This is a genomic window from Actinomadura sp. NPDC049382, assembly GCF_040677125.1.
Taxonomy (GTDB): Bacteria; Actinomycetota; Actinomycetes; order Streptosporangiales; family Streptosporangiaceae; genus Spirillospora; species Spirillospora geliboluensis.
This window is the reverse complement of the sequence record NZ_JBFARO010000040.1, coordinates 46,253-67,405: the sequence shown is the minus strand read 5'-3', so window position 1 is coordinate 67,405 and position 21,153 is coordinate 46,253. Positions and strand designations below refer to the sequence as shown.

Annotated in this window: 21 protein-coding genes; 10 read left to right on the top strand and 11 right to left on the bottom strand. The window is 73.3% G+C overall.

Features of this window, described 5'->3' with window-relative positions:
• A partial coding sequence (locus AB0K34_RS23690) for a flippase-like domain-containing protein (protein ID WP_364550881.1) occupies positions 1–543 on the top strand: 543 nt, incomplete at its 5' end.
• A 7-nt stretch (positions 544–550) separates the two neighbouring features.
• Here the strand turns inward: AB0K34_RS23690 and AB0K34_RS23685 are convergent.
• The 6 genes from AB0K34_RS23685 to AB0K34_RS23660 all read right to left on the bottom strand — a co-directional run bounded on the left by AB0K34_RS23685 (position 551) and on the right by AB0K34_RS23660 (position 6,790).
• A complete protein-coding gene (locus AB0K34_RS23685) occupies positions 551–1,777 on the bottom strand; it encodes an ROK family transcriptional regulator (RefSeq protein ID WP_138639975.1) in 1,227 nt (408 codons plus the stop codon).
• A complete protein-coding gene (locus AB0K34_RS23680; protein WP_138639967.1) occupies positions 1,777–2,535 on the bottom strand; it encodes an ATP-binding cassette domain-containing protein in 759 nt (252 codons plus the stop codon). The genes AB0K34_RS23685 and AB0K34_RS23680 overlap by 1 nt, the downstream gene beginning before the upstream one ends.
• Positions 2,536–2,741: 206 nt before the next feature.
• Positions 2,742–4,025, bottom strand: coding sequence for an ABC transporter permease (locus tag AB0K34_RS23675; RefSeq protein ID WP_240808339.1), 1,284 nt, complete (start codon positions 4,023–4,025; stop codon positions 2,742–2,744).
• An 11-nt stretch (positions 4,026–4,036) separates the two neighbouring features.
• Complete coding sequence (locus tag AB0K34_RS23670) at positions 4,037–4,822, bottom strand: ATP-binding cassette domain-containing protein (protein ID WP_138639966.1); 786 nt, start codon at positions 4,820–4,822, stop codon at positions 4,037–4,039.
• 114 nt (positions 4,823–4,936) lie between these two features.
• On the bottom strand, positions 4,937–6,016 hold the full coding sequence (locus tag AB0K34_RS23665) for a sugar ABC transporter substrate-binding protein (RefSeq protein WP_364550879.1): 1,080 nt from the start codon (positions 6,014–6,016) through the stop codon (positions 4,937–4,939).
• A 477-nt stretch (positions 6,017–6,493) separates the two neighbouring features.
• On the bottom strand, positions 6,494–6,790 hold the full coding sequence (locus AB0K34_RS23660) for a hypothetical protein (protein ID WP_301175984.1): 297 nt from the start codon (positions 6,788–6,790) through the stop codon (positions 6,494–6,496).
• A gap of 203 nt (positions 6,791–6,993) precedes the next feature.
• Between AB0K34_RS23660 and AB0K34_RS23655 the strand changes: the two genes are divergently transcribed.
• Both AB0K34_RS23655 and AB0K34_RS23650 read left to right on the top strand, forming a co-directional pair.
• Positions 6,994–7,686 carry a hypothetical protein gene (locus AB0K34_RS23655; RefSeq protein WP_364550877.1) on the top strand — a complete coding sequence of 231 codons (693 nt, stop codon included), beginning with the start codon at positions 6,994–6,996 and terminating at the stop codon, positions 7,684–7,686.
• A 54-nt stretch (positions 7,687–7,740) separates the two neighbouring features.
• Positions 7,741–10,257 (top strand): M14 family zinc carboxypeptidase, encoded by a 2,517-nt coding sequence (locus AB0K34_RS23650; RefSeq protein ID WP_364550875.1) that lies wholly within the window; start codon positions 7,741–7,743, stop codon positions 10,255–10,257.
• A 49-nt stretch (positions 10,258–10,306) separates the two neighbouring features.
• Here the strand turns inward: AB0K34_RS23650 and AB0K34_RS23645 are convergent, their stop codons facing one another.
• Positions 10,307–10,972, bottom strand: a complete 666-nt coding sequence (locus AB0K34_RS23645) for a hypothetical protein (RefSeq protein WP_364550873.1) — start codon at positions 10,970–10,972, stop codon at positions 10,307–10,309.
• Positions 10,973–11,072: 100 nt separating this feature from the next.
• On the opposite strand from AB0K34_RS23645, the gene AB0K34_RS23640 reads away from it, so the two are divergent.
• A complete protein-coding gene (locus AB0K34_RS23640) occupies positions 11,073–12,134 on the top strand; it encodes a hypothetical protein (protein WP_364550871.1) in 1,062 nt (353 codons plus the stop codon).
• A gap of 190 nt (positions 12,135–12,324) precedes the next feature.
• Entirely contained in the window at positions 12,325–13,158 is an 834-nt protein-coding gene (locus AB0K34_RS23635) for an SAM-dependent methyltransferase (RefSeq protein ID WP_205719382.1), read from the top strand.
• A gap of 22 nt (positions 13,159–13,180) precedes the next feature.
• Here the strand turns inward: AB0K34_RS23635 and AB0K34_RS23630 are convergent, their stop codons facing one another.
• A complete protein-coding gene (locus AB0K34_RS23630) occupies positions 13,181–13,750 on the bottom strand; it encodes a TetR/AcrR family transcriptional regulator (protein ID WP_364550870.1) in 570 nt (189 codons plus the stop codon).
• Between the two features lie 52 nt (positions 13,751–13,802).
• On the opposite strand from AB0K34_RS23630, the gene AB0K34_RS23625 reads away from it, so the two are divergent.
• The gene (locus AB0K34_RS23625) at positions 13,803–15,152 is read left to right on the top strand and encodes an MFS transporter (protein ID WP_364550868.1); all 1,350 of its coding nucleotides are present in this window, start codon (positions 13,803–13,805) and stop codon (positions 15,150–15,152) included.
• On the opposite strand, the gene AB0K34_RS23620 is transcribed toward AB0K34_RS23625, so the two are convergent.
• Complete coding sequence (locus tag AB0K34_RS23620) at positions 15,133–15,720, bottom strand: HAD family phosphatase (RefSeq protein ID WP_364550866.1); 588 nt, start codon at positions 15,718–15,720, stop codon at positions 15,133–15,135. The genes AB0K34_RS23625 and AB0K34_RS23620 overlap by 20 nt on opposite strands.
• A gap of 131 nt (positions 15,721–15,851) precedes the next feature.
• Here AB0K34_RS23620 and AB0K34_RS23615 point away from each other — a divergent pair, with 131 nt between their 5' ends.
• Positions 15,852–16,520, top strand: coding sequence for a TetR/AcrR family transcriptional regulator (locus AB0K34_RS23615; RefSeq protein WP_138638270.1), 669 nt, complete (start codon positions 15,852–15,854; stop codon positions 16,518–16,520).
• A gap of 361 nt (positions 16,521–16,881) precedes the next feature.
• Complete coding sequence (locus AB0K34_RS23610) at positions 16,882–17,112, top strand: hypothetical protein (RefSeq protein ID WP_138638271.1); 231 nt, start codon at positions 16,882–16,884, stop codon at positions 17,110–17,112.
• A 113-nt stretch (positions 17,113–17,225) separates the two neighbouring features.
• On the opposite strand, the gene AB0K34_RS23605 is transcribed toward AB0K34_RS23610, so the two are convergent.
• Positions 17,226–17,525 (bottom strand): Dabb family protein, encoded by a 300-nt coding sequence (locus tag AB0K34_RS23605; protein WP_138638272.1) that lies wholly within the window; start codon positions 17,523–17,525, stop codon positions 17,226–17,228.
• Positions 17,526–17,595: 70 nt separating this feature from the next.
• A complete protein-coding gene (locus tag AB0K34_RS23600; protein ID WP_138638273.1) occupies positions 17,596–18,051 on the bottom strand; it encodes an NAD(P)H-dependent oxidoreductase in 456 nt (151 codons plus the stop codon).
• A gap of 163 nt (positions 18,052–18,214) precedes the next feature.
• On the opposite strand from AB0K34_RS23600, the gene AB0K34_RS23595 reads away from it, so the two are divergent.
• Positions 18,215–19,864, top strand: coding sequence for a phosphatidylglycerol lysyltransferase domain-containing protein (locus tag AB0K34_RS23595; protein WP_171069160.1), 1,650 nt, complete (start codon positions 18,215–18,217; stop codon positions 19,862–19,864).
• An 86-nt stretch (positions 19,865–19,950) separates the two neighbouring features.
• Positions 19,951–21,114: a serine hydrolase domain-containing protein gene (locus tag AB0K34_RS23590; protein WP_138638275.1), complete on the top strand. Its 1,164-nt coding sequence runs from the start codon at positions 19,951–19,953 to the stop codon at positions 21,112–21,114.
• Positions 21,115–21,153: the final 39 nt, after the last annotated feature.

The following is a 21,153-nucleotide window of genomic DNA, read 5'->3' as shown; positions in this document are numbered from 1 at the left end:
CACCGGTGGGCGCTCGCCCATCCGCGGATCGCCCCGTACGCCGAGCGGCTGGCCGGCGTCCGCGACGTGCTGCGCCCGACCCGCCGCGACTGGGCCGCGCTCGCCGCGCTCGCCCTGCTGAACTGGGTGTTCGACATCCTCGCGCTGCTGGCGGCGGCGAACGCGGTCGGCATCGAGGTCTCCCCGAACGGGGTCGCCCTCACCTACTTCGCCGCGCAGGCCGCGGGCAGCGCGCTGCCGCTGCTGCCGGGCGGCCTCGGCGCGATCGAGGGCAGCATGGCCGCGTCCCTGGTGGCGTTCGGCGCGGCCCTCTCCCCCGCCGCGGCGGCCGTCGGCCTGTACCGCCTGGTGTCCTACTGGGCCGTCGTCGCCGTCGGCTGGCTGGCGTGGGCGACCCTGCACGAGCACGCCCGCCTCGGCGCGCGCCTCAAGTCGCGGCTCGCCGCCGCCGGCGGCCTCCTGATGGACGGCATGATGGCGTTCGCGTTCGTCACCCCGTACACCACGGTGCCCCTGCACGCGCCGGAGGCGCGGCGCCCCTAGCGGGGTCTCAGACGGGGCTGTCCTCGGGGGCCCGCAGCCTGGTCAGCACCTGGACGGGGTCGGAGAGCACCTCGGCGAAGGCGAACTCTGCGGCGCCGACGAGGGTGGTGTCGTCGCCGAGCGCGGCCGTGCGGAGCTTGACCTTCTCGCGGGGCGCGGCGAGCGCGCCGGTGGCGAGGACGCTGCGGATCTGCGCGGCGGCGCCGAGGTAGATGTCGCGGAGCGTCCCGCCGAAGACGATCATGCCGGGGTTGAACACGTTGACGAGGCTGGCCACGCCGAGGCCGAGCCAGGTGCCGACCCGCTGCAGCGCCTCCCGCGCCGCGATGTCGCCCGCGTCGGCGGACGCGAGGACGGCGCGGACCGCGTCCCGGCCCGCCTGCCCGGGGTGCTCCGCCTGGCCGGCGTGGTCGAGCAGGGCCCGCTCGCCGACCTCGGCCTCCAGGCAGCCCTTCGAGCCGCACGCGCAGCGCCGTCCGCCCGGGTTGATGATCATGTGGCCGATCTCGCCGCCGAACCCCTCGTCGCCGCCGAGCAGCCGGCCGTGCGCGATGATGCCGCCGCCGACGCCGACGTCGCCGTGCAGGTAGATGAGGTTGTCGCAGTTCACCCCGGCGCCGCGCTCGTGCTCGGCGAGGGCGCCGAGGTTGGCGTCGTTGCAGACCGAGACGGGGATGCCGAGGCCGAGGCGGCGCGACAGCGCGTCCCCGAGCCGCAGGTCGCCGACGTCGAGGTTCGGGCCGAACATGATGGTGTCGTCGGCGCGGCGGACGGTGCCGGGGAACCCGAGGGCGGCGCCGACGCAGACGGCGTCGCGCTCGGCCTTGCGGACCAGCGCGCGGGCGCCCGCGACGAGCACGCCGAGCAGGTCGGCGGGGTCGGAGTCGCGGGCGCGCACGCCCTCCCGGCGGTCGAGCACGACGCCGCCGAGGCCGACGCGGGCGACGACGAGCCGGTCGACGCCGACCTCGAACGCCAGCACGTACACGCGGGTCGACTCGGGCCGGACGACGAGGGAGGGCCGCCCGGCGCGCCGTCCGGGGCCGCGCGGCAGCTCCTCGCGGACGAGCCCGGCCGCGGTGAGGTCGGACGTCAGCGCCATGATCGTGCTGCGGTTGAGGCCGAGCGACTCGGCCAGCGTCGCCCGCGACGCCGGGCCGCGCAGGTGCACGAAGCGCAGCAGGGTTCCGAGGTTGTGCCGCCGGACGTCCTCCTGCGACGGGCCCGCCTTCATCATCGGTGCGGCCCCGGCTCTCCACCGGTGCCCGAGGTGATCAGCTCGACGACCTGCCGGTGGGTGACGTCGGCGGTCCTGACCTGGGCCACCATCCGGCCGAGGTAGAGCGCGGCGATCCGGTCGGAGATCGCGAAGACGTCGTTCATGTTGTGCGAGATCAGCACCACCGCGAGACCCTTGTCGGCGAGCCGCCGGACGAACTCCAGCACCTGCTGGCTCTGCGCGATGCCGAGCGCGGCGGACGGCTCGTCCAGCACGACGACCTTGGCGTCCTGCAGGACGGCGCGGGCGATGGCGACGATCTGCCGCTGCCCGCCCGACAGCGTGGCGACCCGGCGGCGGACCGAGCCGAGCGTGCGGACGGCGAGCCCCGACAGCGCGGTGCGGGCCGTCTCCTCCATCAGGTCCTCGTCGAGGACGGGGCCGCTGCGCCGCTCCCGGCCGAGGTAGAGGTTCTGCACGATGTCGAGGTTCTCGCAGAGCGCGAGGTCCTGGTGGACGATCTCGATGCCGAGCCGGGCCGCGGCGCGCGGGCTGCCGATCCGCACCGGCTCGCCCTCGAACCGGTACTCGCCCCTGTCGAACGCGTGGATGCCGCCGATGCAGTTGACCAGCGTGGACTTGCCGGCGCCGTTGTCGCCGACCAGTGCGGTGATCTCGCCGGGGTAGGCGGAGAACGAGACGTCGTGCAGAACCTTCACGGAACCGAAGCTCTTCTCGATGCCGCGCAGGTCGATGGCTGGCGTCACTGACATGCCGAGGGGCTCCCACCGTGCCACACCGCCGCCGCGCGCCAGGCGGTCGTGATCCGTGAGCGTATCAGCAGCGGTCCCGGCGGACGTACCGGCGGAATCGCCGCCCGGCCACGGCCGGGAGCCGATGGTGCGGGCCACCGGCTCCCAGGCGTCCCCGGCCGCGTTCACCGGGTCACCGCTTCCACGGGGTCACCGCGTCCGCGGGCTCATCGCCCGGCGGCCGTGCGCCGCCGCCTGGCCAGCGCGTCCATGGTGGCGGCGAGCAGGAGCACCACCCCGGTGATGAGGAAGCTCAGGTACGCCTTGGTGCCGAGCAGGCCGAGCCCGTTCTCGATGATCGCGATGACGAGCCCGCCGAGGACGGCGTCGCGGGCCTTGCCGCGGCCGCCGAACAGGCTCGTCCCGCCGATGACGGCGGCGCCGACCGCGTACAGCAGCGTGTTGCCCGCGCCCGCGTTGACGGCGACCGAGTTGAGCCGGGACGCGGCCACGATGCCGCTGACCGCCGCCAGCCCGGAGCCGATCATGAAGACGGAGATCCGGATGCGGACGACGTTGATGCCGGCGCGGCGCGCGGCCTCGGCGTTGCCGCCGACGGCGTAGATGTGCCGGCCGTAGGCGGTGCGGCCCAGCACGAACGTGCAGACGATCAGCAGGATGCCGACCAGCAGGACGCCCCACGGGATGCCGCCGAGCGTGATCAGCGGGCTCGGGGCGCGGTCCTGGCTGAGCACGAACGTGCTGATCAGCAGTGCGGCGGCGACGACGCCGGACTGGGCGAGCACGAACTCCAGCGGCTTGGAGTGCAGCTCGCGGACGCGCTGCCGGCGCCAGCGCAGCACCTGCGTCGCGGCGTAGCCGACGGAGCAGGCGACGGCGAGCGTCCAGCCGAGCCAGATCGGCATGTTCTTGGTGGCGATCGCCACGATGACCTCGTCGCGGACGGGCACGGTGCCGCCCTCGCCGATCAGCCGCAGCGTGATGCCCTGGAGGCCGAGGAAGAACGCGAGCGTGACGACGAACGACGGTATTCGCAGTACGGAGACGAGCCAGCCGATCACGGTGCCGATGAGGACGCCGGTCGCCACCGCGCTGATGATCGCGACGTACCAGGGCTGGCCGCCGTCCACCAGGATCTTTGCCATGACGGCGGCGGACAGGCCGCTCGCCACGCCCGCGGCCAGGTCGATCTCGCCCACCAGCAGGACGAACACCAGGCCCATCGCGAGGATCGTGATGGGCAGCGCCTGGGTGGACAGGTTCGCGATGTTCGCCTTGCTGAGGAAGGTGTCGGGCTTCAGCGCGGTGAACAGGATGACGAGGGAGATCAGGCCGAGGATGGCGGGGAGCGCGCCGAGCTCGCCGGCCTTGATCTTGTTCCAGTAGTCCAGCGCCGCCGACCTCATGTCGTGCTCGCGCCGGTCGGTCGCGAAGTCCGCGTCCGCCAGCGTCATGGCGGTGTCCTTCGGAGTCGGGATGTCGGTGGACACGTGGTCCCCCCTCAGATGCTCTCTGCGGCGGTCGTCGGCGCGAGGCCGAGATCACCGGAACGGCCGGCGGTGATGAGTTCCACGACCTGGCCGTGGGTGACCTCGGAGCGGGCGACGTCCGCGGCGACCCGGCCGAGGTACAGCGCGGTGATGCGGTCGGCCACCTCGAAGACGTCGTTCATGTTGTGCGAGATCAGCACGACGGCGTGGCCGCTGTCGGCGAGGCGCCGGACGAGGTTGAGCACCTGCTGGGTCTGGGCGACGCCGAGCGCGGCGGTGGGCTCGTCCAGGATGACGACCTTGGACTCCCACAGCGCGGCCTTGGCGATGGCGACCGTCTGCCGCTGCCCGCCGGACAGGCTCGACACCTGCTGGCGGACGGACTTGACGGTGCGGACCGACAGCCGTGCGAGGACCTCCCGGGCGGACTCCTCCATCGACGCCTCGTCCAGGATGAGGCCGTGCTTGCGCTCGCGGCCGAGGAACATGTTCTGCACGATGTCGAGGTTGTCGGCGAGCGCGAGGTCCTGGTAGACGACCTCGATGCCGAGGTCGGCCGCGGCGCGCGGCCCGTCGATCGTCACCGGGCGCCCGTCGAACTCGATCTGCCCCGAGTCGATCGGGTGGATCCCGGCGATGCACTTGATCAGGGTCGACTTGCCCGCTCCGTTGTCGCCGACGAGGGCCATGACCTCGCCGAGCCGCAGCGTGAAGTCCACGTCGTGCAGGACGTGGACGGCACCGAAGCTCTTGTTGAGCCCGGTCAGGCGGAGGACGGGGTCTCCGTTTTCAGCCACGTGGTTCCTTCCACTGTCTGTCGCGCGCCCGTGGCGGGCCCCCGGCGCCCCGGGCTTCCGGGTGCCCGGGACGCCCTCAGCGGGTGGGGCCCGCCACGAGGTCGGCGGGGGTCGTTACTGGACCGTGATGCCGGCGGCCTCGCACTTGGCCGCGTACGCCCCCTTGCAGAGGTCGGCCGCCTTGACCGAGCCGTCGTCGACGACCTTCTTGACGTTCTCCTTGGTGATGCCGATCGGCTCCAGCAGCACCGACGGGACGTCGCGCTTGCCGATCGGGTCGTGCTCGGTGGCGGTGGTCTCGCCCTTCTCGCCCTTGATGAGGGAGACGGCCAGCTTCACCGCCGCGTCGGCCTCCAGCTTGGACGGCTTGTAGACCGACGTGCACTGGGTGCCGTCGAGAATGTTCTGCAGGCCCTGAACGGTGGCGTCCTGACCGGTGACCGGGACCTTGCCCGCGCGCTGGTTCTTCTTCAGGATCGAGATCACCGCGTTGCCGAGGTTGTCGTTCGCGGCGAGCACACCGTCGATCTTGCCCTTCTGCTCGGTCCACATCTGCTCGAAGAGCGTGGCGGCCTTCTCGGCCTCCCACTCCGGGACGGGCTGCTCGGCGACCTTCTTGTAGGTGGAGACCTTGTCGAGCACGTTGTGCGAGCCCTTGGCGAAGAGGGTCGCGTTGTTGTCGGAGGGCGAGCCGTTGAGGTAGACGATGTTGGCGTCCTTCTCGCCCAGGCACTTCTGCAGGCCGACGGCCATCGTCTCGCCGACCTTCACGTTGTCGAAGGAGACGTAGTAGTCGGCGACGCCGCCCAGGGTGAGCCGGTCGTAGTCGATGGTCTTGACGCCCTGCGCCTGCGCCTTGCGCTGCACGGCGGCGGCGGAGTTGGAGTCGAGGCCGGTGACGAGCAGGACGGTGACGCCGCTCGTCAGCATCTGGTCGGCGATGGTCTGGAACCGCTGCGCGGAGCCTTCCGCGTTCTGGATGTCGCTCTGGATGCCGGCGGCCTTGAAGGCCTGCTCGAGGTAGGGGCGGTCGAAGTTCTCCCACCGCGCGGACGAGGCCGTGTCGGGCAGGATCACGCCGACCTTGCCCTTCGCCGCGTCTCCGCCGGAGTCGTTGCCGTCGTCCCCGCACGCGGTGAGGCTGAGCGCCGCGGCCGTCGTGAGGGCCATCAGGCCGAGGATGCCCTTGCGCATTGCCCGGGTCCTTTCTGGGGGGCGGCCGCCGTGCCGCGGCCGGGTCTTCCGACCCGGTGAGCGAGATCACACGTCCACCGGGGTGAATGTTGTGTCCCGCAACTTATGTCGCGCTTGTCCATCACGCCAGACCTGTCGGCATGTTGATTTGTTGTCGGCGGTAACAATCACGTAACACGAGATCAACATGGGTGGGACGAGGGGTGGCCCGGGCATGGCGGCGCCCCGGCGCGGGCGCCCGCCGGGCACGGGCGGGCGAGGCGGCGCCCGCGAAATGTTTCGCGGCTCAACATTCACCCAGCGCCCCGCCGAGCAGGGTTCTAGGGCGGGCGGAAGCGCCGGACCTCCCTGAAAGCGCACGGCACGCGGGCACGGCGCAGGGCTCACGGGCACGGCGCGCGGGCTTACGGGCGCAGCGCAGGGCACGGCGCGGGGCCGCGCGTCAGCGCGCGGCGGAGAACCGGTGCGTAGGGAGGATCAGCGGGCGGCGAGGACCACGGCGACGCGGTCGGCCGCGGTGGTGACGTCGTCGGCGGCGGCGATGCGCTCCGACCACGACCACCAGTACCACCAGCCGTCGGCGCCCTGCTCGGCCATGATGTTCTCGGTGAGCGCGGCCGCGTCCGGGTTCAGGACGTGCAGGCTCGGCGACTGGCCGCGGGGCAGCGTGAGCCGTACCCGGAGGCCGCGTTTGACCAGCTCGCCCCCGAGCTCTTCCAGATATTCGATCCGCGTCTTCGACGGCGCGGCCGTTCCCGTATCGTCAGGCGTCATCCTTGCTTCCTCACGGACTCCGCGCGGCCCGACGTGTACGGTACTCACCCTCCCGCTTCACCGGCCCGGGTGCAAGCACATCGCCAGGTCAGCGCGGTGCGGCACCGGGACGGGCGGCGGGGGCGGCCCGCGTTCGGAGGTCCCGGGGACCCTATCCGGGATATCTTGCGCGTAGTACATGAACCGGGAACATGGGGGCGACAATGACGGTGGGCGCGGGTGCCCAGCCAGGAGCCGGCCCGGCCGCCGCGCCGGCGGGCGGCCTCGGACGGGGCGCGCGGACGTGGCACCGGTTCCACTACGCGGTCGGCGTGTTCCTCCTCGCCTACGGGGTGGCGGTCCTGGCCAGCGGCGTGCTGCTGTGGGGCGACCGGGTGGACGAGGCCGAGGGCTACTTCGGCTCCGGCCCGGCGAGCGGCGTCGTCGTCGCCGTCAAGGCCGTCGAGGCGCTCCTGCTGCTCTGCGCGGCGGCGGGCGTGGCGCTGCGCCGCGACATGCTGTTCGTGCCGCCGCTGGCGGGCTGGATGGCCGGGTTCGCGATGTTCGCCGTCCTGGACGTGTTCACCGGCCGGTGGGGCGGCCTGATCCAGCACCTGCTCTACCTGGCGGCGTTCGTCGTGCTGCTGTTCCTGTCGTACGGGCTCAGCGCGAAGGCCCAGCTCGCCGGCATGCGCACGGCGGCCGAGCCCGGCTCCTCCCCCGTCGGGCCGCGCGGGCTCACCCGCACGCAGGAGTTCGCCCTCCAGGCGATCGACCGCGCCGTCGCGCTGACCGGCCCGCGCCCGCGCCCCGTCCCGCCGCCGGCGCAGCCGTCGCCGTCCCAGCCGTCGCCCCAGCAGGCACCCCGGCAGGCGCCGTCGCAGCAGGCCCAGCCGCCCGCCGAGCAGCACGACTGATCTTGGCAGATCTTGCCGTTGGTGCCGCCCGCACCCGATGTCACGTTGTGGCTCATGAGAGCCCGAGAACTGGCGTTGCCCGTGGTGGTGGCGGCGTCCCTCGCGGTGCCCGCGGCGCTCGCGGCACCCGCATCGGCACGGCCCGCCGCCCCCGCGGCGGCCTGTGACCCGACCCAGACCTCACCGGTCTACCGGGGCAGGGTCCCCGCACCGGAGCAGGTCCTCGGCTTCGAGCTCGGCGAGCGGCCGGTCAGCGCCGCCGAGTCCGACGCCTACCTGGAGGCGGTCGCCGCCAAGAGCGAGCGCGTCGTGTCCGGGACGCTCGCCACGTCCGCGCAGGGGCGCCCGCTCAAGTACGCGATCGCGGGACGTCCGGCGCTGCTGTCCAAGGCGGGGCTGGCCAAGGTGCGGCGGGAGGCCGCGCGGCTGCGCGACCCGCGCACGCCGGAGGCGCTCGCCGAGCGGATCACCGAGCGCGGCGTCCCGATCCTGTGGGTCAGCGGCAACGTCCACGGCGACGAGCCGAGCGGCACCGACGCGGCGCTGAAGGTGCTGCGCGACCTCGGCGACCGCCGGGACTGCGCCGCGACGGCGATCCTCGACAACGCGCTCGTCGTCGTCCTGCCGACGCAGAACCCAGACGGGCGCGAGCTGAACACCCGCCAGAACGCCTACGGGTTCGACATGAACCGCGACTGGTTCGCGCGCACCCAGCCGGAGACCGACGGCAAGCTGGCGATGCTGAACCAGTACCCGCCGGTCCTCTACATCGACGCGCACGAGATGGGCGGGACGTCGTACTTCTTCCCGCCGAACGCCGACCCGATCTACCACGAGACGCCCGAGCAGGCCGTCGGCTGGATCAACGACCTGTACGGCGCGGCGATGGCCGCCGAGTTCACGCGGCAGGGCATCGACTTCTTCAACCGCGACGTCTACGACCTCTTCTACCAGGGCTACGGGGACTCGGTCCCGACCAGCGCGTTCCACGCCGCCGGGATGACGTTCGAGAAGGGCGACGAGAGCCCGTACCCGGAGCGGGTGAAGGAGCAGTACCTCACCCAGTGGGTGACGCTGTCGGCCGCCGCCCGCAACCGGCACCGCGTCCTGACGGAGTGGCGCCAGATGACGGTGGACGCCCACGCCCAGGGCAAGGCAGGGAAGCTGGAGCCCAACCAGATCTACAACCCGCCGAACACGATCGACCGTCCGGTGCCCGACCGGAAGGTGCGGAGCTACTTCCTGCGGGACGACGACCCGGCCAAGCGCGCCGAGGTCCGGCAGATCGTGCGGCGGCTTCAGCGCATGGGCGTGCAGGTCAAGAAGCTCGTCCGGCCGCTGACCGTCCCGGACTTCAAGGCGTACGGGCACGCCGAGGCCAAGACCACCCTCCCTGCGGGCACGTACTGGATCTCGATGGCTCAGGGCCAGAAGCACTGGATCCAGGCCATGCTCAACGAGGACTCCTACACGCCGTTCCCGTACTTCTACGACGTGACGGCGTGGAGCCTGCCGCTGCTGGGCAACGTGGCCGGCGGGTCGTCCGGGGCCGTGCTGCGGCCGAGCGCCGTGCCGGTTCCGACACTGCCCGCGCCGCGTCCCGGCCATGAGGGGAAGGCGCCCAAGCTCGGCATCCTGCAGCTGTCGGCGACGTCGTCGTCCGCGCGCCAGTCGGCGGGCTGGCTGCGGCACCGCCTCGACCGCGACTGGAAGCTGCCGTTCACCCTGCTCACCCCGGCGGACGTCGCGGCGGGCAGGCTCGGCGGCATCGAGGTCCTCGTCACGCCGGACGGCCCGGCGTCGTCCGCCTACACCGCGCTCGGCGACACGGGCCGGGCCGCGCTCCAGCGGTGGACGCGCGACGGCGGCCGCTACATCGGCTGGCAGGGCGGGACGCAGCTCGCCGCGCGGCTCGGCCTGACGACCGCGACGCTGGCCGAACCCACGTCCGACATCCCCGGCACGCTGTTCCGGGTGAAGGTGGACGGGTCGAGCCCGCTGGCGAAGGGCGTCGGCCCGGCGGCGTGGAACTTCACCTCCTACGACCTGGTGATGAACGCCTCCAGCGGCGTCGCCGCGGCGTACCCGCCGGCGGACTCGCCCGACTGGTTCGTCTCCGGGTTCGAGCGGGGCGCGGCCGAGCTGGGCGGTACCGCCGCGGTCGTCGACCAGCCCGTCGGCGCGGGCCGCTCCGTGCTGTTCGCGGCGGAGCCGAACTTCCGCGCGTTCAGCGACGGCACGGCCAAGCTGCTCTACAACGCGATCCTCGGCCCCGATCCGGCGGCGGCCGCGGCGCCCCAGGGCACGGCGAAGGCGGTGCGGGAGGCGGCCGAGCTGCCGTCCTACGAGTCGCCGATCCGCGTGTCGGTGAAGGCGGCGGACGCCGCGAAGGCCGCGTCCGTGCTGCGGTCGCTCGGCGCGGCATGGGCCGAGACCCGCGCCGGCGGGACGGTCCACTACGTGATCGACAACCCGCGGGGCCTGCCGGTGGACCACCACCCGTTCGCCGGGCGCCTGCCGTCCCTCATCCGCGCGGCGGGCATCGCGCCCGTCGCCGTCACCCTGCCCTGACCGGCTGCGCGGCGTGCCGGCCCGGCCGGCACGCCGCGCCCCAGGGTCACTACTTGCGGACGATCCAGGCGATCGCGGTCATCGTCCCCGGCGGGACCTCGGTGAACCCGCCGTCGCGCACGGCGATCGCCGCCTTCTTCACGCAGTCGCGCCACGGGACGTCCCGGGCCAGCCGGACGGCCGCCCCCGCCTCCACCCACGCCGCCACGTCCTTGCGGCGGCCCTGGCGGAGCAGCAGCTGCGCGGCGTGTCCGCACTGCGCGGCGGCCTTCCCCGTCGTGATCGTCACGTCCGGGTTGAGGGCGATCGCCGCGTACGGCGGCTCCGGCGCCGGCTCCGGCTCGCCGTCCGCGAGGTCGAGGCCCGCGACCTGCAGCTTCGCCAGCTGCGGCGGGACGTCCGACACCGGGCCCGGCGGGAACGCCCGCACCTGCGCGCCCGCGTGCTCGACGGTGACGCCGGGCAGCGCCGCCGCCTCCGGCCAGCGCACGCCCCGCGCCCGCCGCGTCACCTTCCGTATCCGCCGGGACTCCCATTCGCGCACGGCGTCCCGCCATTCGCCCTCGACCGCGCGGGGGTCGGTGAGCAGCCGGACGACGGCGGTCGCCGCCGCCTCGCAGACCGCGCCGTGCCCCGGCGGATCGGCCTTCTCGGCCCGTACCACCAACTGCATCGCCCAGGGCGGATCATCGAGAGGGTCGTAGTCAGGTCGCACCCGTGGAGTATTCCAAACCCGATCCGGCTTTCCCCGGTCGGATGTGGGTAATGCAACTCTTACCGTCCCCCGGACGTCGTTCAGGTACGGGAGGTCTCCGGTGACCAGTGGCTCGTGGAGTGATTCCATACCGGGTATCGGGACGTACTTCGTCGGCATCGACATCGCCCCCGGCCGCTACAGATGCGACGACGGCAAGGGCGGCTGGTGGGTCCGCTTCACCGGGCCCGGCGGGGGCGACCCGGTCGGCTCGTGGCCGCTGCCCGCCGGCCCGACCGAGATCGAGATCGCGCGGACCGACTTCGCGTTCGAGACGCATGTCTCCACGGTCTGGCGCCGGGTGGCGCCGCCGCGCGCCCCCGAGGACGGCTCCCCCGCCGAGCCGCGCCCGGTCGCCGACCCCACCCTGCGCGCCGAACTCGACACGATCGTCGACCGCCGCCGCCCGCTGCTGTGGCTGGCACCGCTGACCGTGCTCGCCCTCGGCCTGCTCGGCTCGCCGCTGCTCGGCTCGCTGTGGCTGATCGGCCTCGGCATGCTCGCGGTCCTGGTCGCGCTCGGCACCCCGTCGGTGTCGCTGGACCTGCGCCGCGCCCGCGAGCTGGAGCGGCGCCGCGACCGCTACCTCATGCCCGACGACCTCGACGGCGACGGCCGGGCGCTGCTGGCCCGCGTCCAGGCGGCGATCGACGCCGTCCGCGACTCCGCGGTGAACCGCGAGGGCCTGCTGGACGCGGTGGACAACGCGGTCACCCTGCCCCGGCAGGAGTGGGAGATCGCCCAGGTCCTCGCCAAGCAGTCGAAGCTGCGCGCCGACCACGCCGAGATGGCCGGGGAGACGACGCTGCCCGAGGTGGAGGCGGCGCTCCGCCCGCTGCGCGAGAAGCTGGACATCTCCATCGCGGCGGTGACCCGCCGCGTGGAGGCCCTCGAACGCTACGCCGAGCGCGCCAGGGCGGCGGACGAGGTCCTGCGCGCCCAGCGCCACCTGGAGACGATCGCCGAGAAGGCCCACGAGTACGACGAGCTGCTGGCCTCGACCGTCCGCGACGACTTGGCCCTCCCGGCGATCGAGCGGCTCACCGAGCAGGGCGACGAGCTCCTGCGGACCCTCCGCGACCGCCTCACCAAGGCCGCCACCGAGCTCCCGCCCCCGCACTGACTCCGGCCGCTCCGCCATCGGGACCGTCCCTTCTTCGGACGGTCCCACTCGTTTCTTTCGGAAATCCCATTCTTCCTTCCCGCTTATACCGTGGACAGATATGGGCGGCACTCGTCCGCGAATGACGCCCATACCAACAATGGGGCTAAGGTGATGCGCGGAAGTTCGCGGACATCTGCGGGAAGGTCTCATGATGGACGACGGCGCCGGCCGGCCGAGCCCTGTCATCGACAAGACGCGACCGCATCAGGCGCGGTTGTGGAACCACTGGCTCGGCGGCAAGGACACCTATCCGGTGGACCGCGAGATCGGCGACAGGATCGCGGCGGTGTATCCGGAGATCGCGGACGTGGCGCGCCAGTCGCGGGCGCTGCTGGTCCGCGTCGTGCATTTCATGACCGGCCTCGGCGTCCGCCAGTTCCTCGATATCGGGACGGGGCTGCCCGCCGTCGACAACACCCATGAGGTGGCGCAGCGGGACGTGCCCGAAGCGCGGGTGGTGTACGTCGACAACGACCCGCTGGTGGTGGCGCACGCGCGGGCGCTGCTGAAGAGCGTCCCGGGCGGCGCGTGCTCCTACATCGAGGCCGACATCCGCGAGCCCGAGGAGATCGTCCGGGCGGCCGGGGCCGTGCTCGACTTCAGCGAGCCCGTCGGGCTGCTGCTGCTCGGCATCGTCGGCAACATCGCCGACGAGGACGACCCGCCCGGCATCGTCCGGCGGCTGGTGGACGCGCTGCCGTCCGGCAGCCTCGTGGCGATCAACGACGGGACGAACGTGCTCGGCCTGGACGAGTGGACGCCCGCCGAGGCCACGGCCCGGGGCGAGGCGCTCCGGCTGTGCGCGGAGGCCGGCACCGTGCCGTATCACGCGCGGACGCCGGAGTACATCGAGGCGCTGTTCGAGGGCCTGGAACTGCTGGAGCCGGGCGTGGTGTCGACGCCGCTGTGGCGGCCCGACTTCCCCCAGGCCGGCGAGCCCCGGCCGATCGACTCGTTCGGCGGCGTCGCCCGCAAGCCCTAGCCGCCCTGGCCGCCCGCGGGCCTTAGAAGATCTCGTCCAGGTGGTGGCGGAGGACGCGCATCGCGGACTCGGGGCTCCGCCGCCCGGCCAGGACGCTCGTGCCGAGGCCGTGGGCGAGGGCGAGCACCCGCGCCGCCTCCATGGCCGGGTCCTCGCACGTGTCGGCGAGGATCCGCGCGAGGCGTTCCTCCAGGCGGTCGGGGCCGTCCACGAAGGGCTGCTCCGCGAGCGACGGCTCGGTCTGCGCGAGCACGGCGTAGGACGTCCAGACCTGGTGGAACAGGCGGCTCTCCTGGTCGGTCGGCAGTGCCTCGGCGAGCAGCGCCTCGACGGTCTCGCGCGGTGACGGGTCGTCCAGGCCGGCGAGGCGGGCCGCCCAGCGTTCGTGGCTCTGCCGTTCGAGCCGCTCCAGCGCCGCGTTCATGAGCCGCGCCTTGGTCTCGAAGTAGTACTGGACGAGCCGCAGTGAGACCCCGGACTCGGCCGCGACCGAGCGCATGGTGACGGCGTGCAGGCCGTCGCGCCCGGCGACGCGGACGAGCCCCTCGATGATCTGCGTGCGGCGGGCGTCGTGGTCGGCGGTCCTCGGCATGCCCTTATGATACCGATGTATCATAATGATACGTCCGTACCAGAGGAGCCTCATGACGCCGCGGCAGCGAGCCGCGCTCGCCCTGGCGTGCGCCGCCCAGTTCATGGTCGTGCTGGACGTGTCGGTGGTGAACGTCGCGCTGCCGTCCATCCAGGCGGACCTGCGCTTCGCGCCCGCCGACCTCCAGTGGGTCGTCAACGCCTACGCCCTCCCCTTCGCCGGGCTGCTGCTGCTCGGCGGCCGGCTCGCCGACGTCCACGGGCTGCGCCGCGTGTTCGTCGCGGGGCTGGCCCTGTTCACGCTGGCGAGCCTGGCCGGCGGGCTGGCCGCCGGGCCGGGCCCGCTCGTCGCGGCGCGCGCCTTCCAGGGCGTCGGCGCCGCCCTCCTGGCGCCCGCGACGCTGACCGTCCTGACCACGGCGTTCGGCGAGGACGTCCGGCCCCGCGCGCTCGCCGCGTGGACGGCCGTCGGCCTCGCGGGCGGGACGGCCGGCAACCTCGTCGGCGGCGTGCTCACCGACGCGCTGTCGTGGCGCTGGATCCTGCTCGTCAACGTCCCGATCGGCGTCCTCGCGCTGCTCCCCGCGCGGCTGATCGAGAACGCGAAGGGCGGACGGCGGCGGCTGGACGTGCCGGGCGCCGTGCTGGCGACCGCGGGCGTCGCATCGCTCACCTACGGCGTCACGCGCGGCTGGAACGCGCCCGCGCTGGCCGCCGGGGCCGCCGCGCTGGCGGCGTTCGCGTTCCAGCAGTCGCGGGCCCGGACGCCGCTGCTGCCGCTCGGTCTGCTGCGGCTCCGCACGGTCGCGGCCGGGAACGCGGCGATGCTGCTCGCCGGGGCGTGCCTGAATCCGATGTGGTACTTCCTGGCGCTGTCGATGCAGGACGTCCTGCGTCTGAGCGCCTTGGAGACGGGGCTCGGCTTCCTCCCGCACACGCTGCTGACCATGGCCGTCGCGCTGCGTGTCACGCCCCGCCTCATGGGGCGGATGTCCGACCGCGCGCTGATCGCGATCGGGTCGCTGATCGCCGCGGCGGGGTTCCTCTGGCAGAGCGGCCTGTCCCCCGGCGGCACCTACCTGACGGACGTCCTCGGCCCCGCGGTCCTCATCTCGGTGGGCGGCGGGCTGCTGAACACCCCGATCACCAACGCCGTCACCGCCGGCGTCCCCCGGGAGGACGCCGGCGCCGCGTCCGGCCTGATGAACACGACGAAGCAGGCGGGAGCCGCGCTGGGCCTCGCCGTGCTGGTCGCCGTGACCTCCGACTACGCCGACGCGTTCGCGGTGATGGCGGGCCTCCTGGTGGCGACGGCCGCGGTCGCGGGCGCACTGCCCGGACGCCCCGGAGCGCAAGGCAAGGTCACGAGCCCGGCGCGGCGCGTCAGCCGGCCAGAGCCCTGACCTGGTCGGGCCCGGTGAAGACCTCGGCGCGCATGCCGGCCTCGCGGGCGGCGCGGACGTTGCGCTCGGTGTCGTCGAAGAACAGGACGTCGCCGGGCTTGACGCCGAGGCGCTCGGCGCAGATCTCGTAGGCGCGCGGGTCGGGCTTGGCGACGCCGATGTGGCAGGAGTAGACGAGCGCGTCGAAGCGGTCGAGCAGCGCGCCGTGCCGGGCCTCGAAGCGCGGCACCAGGTCGCCGATGATGTTGGAGAGCAGGCCGAGCGTGCGGCCCGAGTCGGCCAGCTCGCCGACGAGCGCCACCATGGCGTCGTCCACGTCCGTCCAGCTGTCGAGGTCGGCCTCGACCAGCGCGGGGACGTCGGGGAACGACACGCCGAGGCGGGACGCGACCTCCGCCCAGTAGGCCGCGCTCTCCTGCCCGGCGTCGTAGGCGGGGCGGCAGGCCCAGTAGGCGTCCCAGAACGCGGGGCCGGGCGCCCCCGCGAGCCCCTCGATCCGCCGGATCGCCTCGGGGGTCTGGGTTCGGGCGATCACTCCGTACAGGTCGAACACGATCACATCGGCCATGGACCCGAGCCTATGCGGCCCCGCCGCGGATCCCCGCGCCCGCAGACGTAGCAAGCGCTTGGTATTGGCCGTAACCTGGGGCGGCGGCGCTAATCGAGCAAGCGGTTGGGCGGGCACGGCATAATGAGAGGGTGACGACCACGAGCGCTAAGTCCGGACGATCCCGAACCCGTGCCACGGGCGAGGGCGGTTCCCGCCGCCGTGGCAGGGGCTCGCCCGCCTTGGCGTCGGAACGTCGCGAGCACCTCGTCAGACTCGCCGCCGAACTCTTCGCGGAAAAGGGCTTCCAGGCCACCACCGTCCGCAACATCGCCGACGAGGCGGGCATCCTGTCCGGCAGCCTCTACCACCACTTCGACTCCAAGGAGTCGATCGTGGACGAGATCCTGTCCGGCTTCTTCGACGAGATCATGGCCTCCTACCAGTCGGTGATCGCCGAGGGCCGCAACCCGCGCGACACCATCGCCGGGCTCGTCCGCGTCGCGTTCGGCACGCTGGAGCCGCACCGCGCCGCCATCACGGTGATGCAGAACGACTGGAACTACCTCAAGGGCATGGACCGGTTCGCCTATCTGATCAAGTCCGAGGACGAGGTCGAGAAGATGTGGGTGGACACGCTCCAGGCCGGCCAGGAGGAGGGGCTGTTCCGGCACGACCTCGACCCGAAGCTCACCTACCGGATGATCCGCGACACCGTGTGGGTCGCGGTCCGCTGGTTCCGGCCGGGCGGCCGCCTGAACGCCCAGGGCCTGGCGGAGCACTACCTCAAGGTGATGTTCGACGGCATCAACCTGCACTAGACGGTTCGGGCCGGGCCGCACCGCGTCCCGCTGCGGGCACCGCCGCCGTGGTCGCCTCGGCGACGCCCGGGGCTCGCGGACGGGCGCCGGCGGCCGCTGACGGCTGCCTCCGAGCGGGCCTCGCGGCGAGCGTCGCGGCGGTGCCGTCCTCTGCCGTGGTCGCCCGGTTCCGCCCGGCCGTCCGGCAGGCGGCGGCGTGCGGATCTCCCCGAATACATCCGTTCGAGCACATCCGGCGCGGTATCCCACTGTGGGCGGTCGCCAACCCCCATAGTGTGCTTAGTCACAAATTGCCGAGTAGGGGTGACGCATTGGTCCGTGGGGACGCTGTTACTGGAGACATCTACGGGGGGAGGGCGGCATGACGGCTCAACGGGGCGCCTCGGGCCGCGACGAGCCCACGCCCGCGGCCATGCGCGCCGCCACCGCGCGCGGCCTCCAGGAGCAGTTTCCGGGAGTGCGCGTCTGGTTCGGCGAGGCGACCGGGTCGTGGTGGGCGATGGTTCCGCTGCGTGACGGACCGCGGCTGCTGGAGGCGGCGACGCCGCAGCAGCTCCGCGACGAGATCATGAATTTCCGGCACCGGGGGTGACCGCAGGATGCCGCCCGCCGGGAACGGGGCGCGATCCGTTCCCAGCGGGCGTCTCTGCTGAAACTAACCCGAAAACCATTCAGGCACAAGCGCTTGCTCGGTTTTACTCTGCGTCACGGCTCGTACTGGATCGCGGCGCGCTCGGCCGTGATCGGGGTGATGAACGCGTCCACCACCGCGCGGTGGTCGGGGTGGTCGCGGTAGGCGAGGTAGGCGTCGCGGTCGGCGAAGTCCGCGACGATGACGAACTCGTAGGCGCCCGGGTTCACGCCCGCGTCGGCGCCGACGCTGAACGCCGCTATCTCCGGGATGCGGCCGGGCAGCTCGCGCAGCTTCGCCGCGACCTCGTCCTGCTGGGAGGTCGTCGTGCCCTCGACCCACTTGAACATCGCCACATGACGGAAACCACTCATGCGGGAAAACTATCGGCCGGCCGCCCCGGCGTCCGGGCGGACGCGGCGGCCGGTGCTCAGCGGGGGCCGCTCAGAATTGGCCGAGTTCCGCGGCCGTGATCGCGCCCAGCTCCCAGCACGCCTCCAGGTCGGCCTTGCCGGGCTCGCCCGTCACCACCACCGGCGGCTGGACGGCCTTCCACCGCAGCCCGGTGGTGATGGAGTCGAGCGCGCGCAGGGCGCCGGTCGCGTCGTTGTTGCCGTGCAGGTACGCCCCGAACGGGCGCCGGACGGTCTCCTCCAGGCACGGGTAGTAGATCTGGTCGAAGAAGTGCTTGAGCGCCCCTGAGAGGTAGCCCAGATTGACCGGCGTGCCGAGCAGGTAGCCGTCCGCCTCCAGGACGTCCACGGCCGTCGCCGCCAGCGCCGCGCGGGACACGACCTCCACGTCCTCGATCTCGTCGGTGGACGCCCCCGCGCGCACCGCCTCGTACATCGCCTGCACGGACGGTGACGGTGTGTGATGGACGAGCAGCAACCTCTTCATCACCACGAGCCTATAGACACGGTTCGCCGCCTCCCGGCGGGGGAGACCGGCCATTCCGGGGCGGCCGCGCGAGCCGTAGGCTGCGGTTGAGGGATGAAGAACGTCCGGCCCGGGGAATGAGTTCCAAAGGATCTTGGTTGGGGGCTCAGCGGAGGTGTCCTTCGTGGAACCAGGGAAATCGGCCGCGCCCGCGTCGGCCCGGCCCGTCTGGCCGCTGGCGGCGGCCGCGGCGCTCGTCGCCGTGCTCATCGCGGTGCCCGCGCTGCACGGCACGCCGGCATGGCTCGGCCGGCTGTCGCGGATCGTCACCGGCAGCCCCCTCGCCCCCGCGCACGCCATCGCGATCGCGATCGCGCTCGCCCTCGTCGCCCGCGGCGTCCTGCTGCGCCGCCGCGCCGCCTGGTACGGCCTCGCGGTGCTGGTCGTCCTCGGCCTGCTCGCCGTCGTCACCGGCGAGGACCCGCTGTGGCGGCTGCCGCTGCTCGGCGCCGTCCTCGGCGCGTTGTGGCTGGAGCGCGAACGGTTCCCGGTGCGCCCGCACCAGGAGCGCGTCCGCACCGCGGTGAAGACGGGCGCGTTCCTGGTGATCGCCGCGATCGCCGGCTCGCTGCTGTTCGGCGGCGTGTCGGTCCGGTCGGTCGGCGCCGTCGCCGCCGGGCTCGGCGCCACCGGCGCGCCGCTGGACGGCGCGTCCTGGCTGCCCGGCGTGCTCGGCCTCGCGGGCGCCGCCGGGCTGCTCGTCCTGGTCACCACGCTGCTCGCGGCCGACCCCGCGCCGCCGCCCGGCGACGAGGGCGAGCGCCGCCGCGTCGCGGGCCTCGTCGCGCATCCCGGGTCGGACACCCTGGCCCCGTTCGCGCTGCGCCGCGACAAGGCGTACGTGTTCAGCGCGGACGGCCGGGCCGCGATCGGCTACCGCGTCCTGTTCGGCGTCGCGGTGGCGGGCGGCGACCCGGTCGGCGACCCCGGCTCGCACTCCGACGCCGTCCGCGCGTTCCTCGCGATGTGCCGGACGACGGGCTGGCGCCCGGCCGTCCTCGGCGCGAGCGACGAGCTGCTGCCCGCCTGGGGGCCGTGCCGCACGATCGGGTTCGGCGACGAGGTCGTCGTCCACCCCGCGGAGTTCACGCTGGCCGGGCGGCGGATGCGCAACGTGCGGCAGGCGGTGAAGCGCACCGAGAACGCGGGCGTCACGACGCGGATCGTCCCGGAGCGGGAGCTGACGCCCGCGCTGCGCGAGCGGCTGCTGGACGTCGCGTCCCGCTCCCTCGGCGGCGCGGCCGAGCGCGGGTTCTCCATGAACCTCGACGAGCTGCTCACCGGCTACCACCCGGGGGCCGTCGTCGCGATCGCCTACGGCGAGGACAAGGAGCCCATCGCGTTCCAGCGCTACGTCGCCGCCGGGCAGGGCATCAGCCTCGACGCGATGCGCCGCAGCCCCGGCGGCCCGAACGGCGTCAACGAGCGCCTCATCGTCGAGATGATCGAGTACGCGGCCGAGCACGGCCACGGCGTCGTCTCGCTGAACTTCGCGGCGTTCCGCGAGCTGCTCGACAACGACGAGCGCGGCCTGCTGGAGAAGGCCGGGTACCAGGCGCTGCACCTGCTGGACCCCTGGATCGCCGTCGAGTCGCTGTACCTGTTCAACAAGAAGTTCCGGCCGTCCTACAAGCCGCGCAACGTCGCGTTCCGCTCGTGGTTCGACATCGTCCAGCTGGCCGCCGCCCTGCTCACGCTGGAGTTCGGCCGCACCGGCGCGGCGCATCCTGCCGCGGAGCCCGTGACGCAGCCCGTGCACCACCTCGGCCGCTGACGCGCGCCGGGCTCGGGCACGGGCGCTCCCTCGGCGGGGAATCCTAGAACGTGATTCTATGGAGTCCCCGTGGAGAGGAATGCGGCATGAGCACTGTGGTGCAGGGGCACTGCGATCCGGCGTTCGCCGGTGTCCGGGAGGTGTTCGAGCAGAACTTCGCCGAGGGCCGCGAGCTCGGCGCCGCCGTCGCCGTGTACGCGGGCGACCGCAAGGTCGTCGACCTGTGGGGCGGCACCGCCGACCGCCGCACCGGGCGCGCGTGGCTGCCCGACACCCCCTGCTTCGGCTTCTCCTGCACCAAGGCGGTCACGGCCGCCGCCGCGATGCTGCTCGCCGAGCGCGGCGCCTACGACGTGGACGGCCCGGTCACGGACTGGTGGCCGGAGTTCGGCGCCGCGGGCAAGGACGGCGCCACTGCCGCGCACCTGCTGTCGCACCAGGTGGGGCTGCCCGCGTTCGCGGGCCCGGTGTCGGCCGAGGAGGCCGCGGACCCCGCCGCGCTCGCGTCGCGGCTGGCCGCGCAGGAGCCGGAGTGGAAGCCCGGCTCGGCGCACGGCTACCACGCGCTGACCTACGGCTGGCTCGCCGGCGAGATCGTCCGGCGGCACGGCGGCCGGACCGTCGGCGCGTTCGTCAAGGACGAGTTCGCCGGCGGCCTCGACCTGTGGATCGGCGCCCCCGACGACGTGATCGAGCGGGCCGCGAAGCTGTCGGCGGGACGGCGCGGCGCCGCCGACACGCCCCGCACCGCGGACCGCGGCCTGCTGACCCGGCTCGCCGCCGCGTACGGCGACCCGGACAGCGCGATGAACCGGTCGCTCGGCAACCCCAGCCCGGGCAAGGGCGGCTTCAACAACCCCGTCGTGCTGCGCGCGGGCTGGCCGTCCGCCGGGATGCTCGCCACCGCGCCCGCGTTCGCCGCGTTCTACCGCGACCTCGTGGCGGGCCGCGTCCTGCGGCCGGACACGCTGCGCGAGGCGATGCGCCCGCGCGTCAGCGGCCCGGACCGGACGCTCCTCATCGACAGCGCGTTCGGGCTCGGCTTCATGCGCCCGGCCCAGACGTACTACGTCCCGAAGGCGGCGCGGGCGACGGCGTTCGGGCACACCGGCGCGGGCGGGTCCATCGGCCTCGGCGACCCGGACGCCGGGCTCGCGCTCGCCTACCTGCCGAACCTGATGGGCGACCAGGCGACCGGCGACCTGCGCGCCTTCCGGCTGACCGAGGCGGCGTACGCGTCCCTGTCCTGAGGGCCGCGCTGCCCGCGCCGCCGGCGGGCGGTAGCGTCC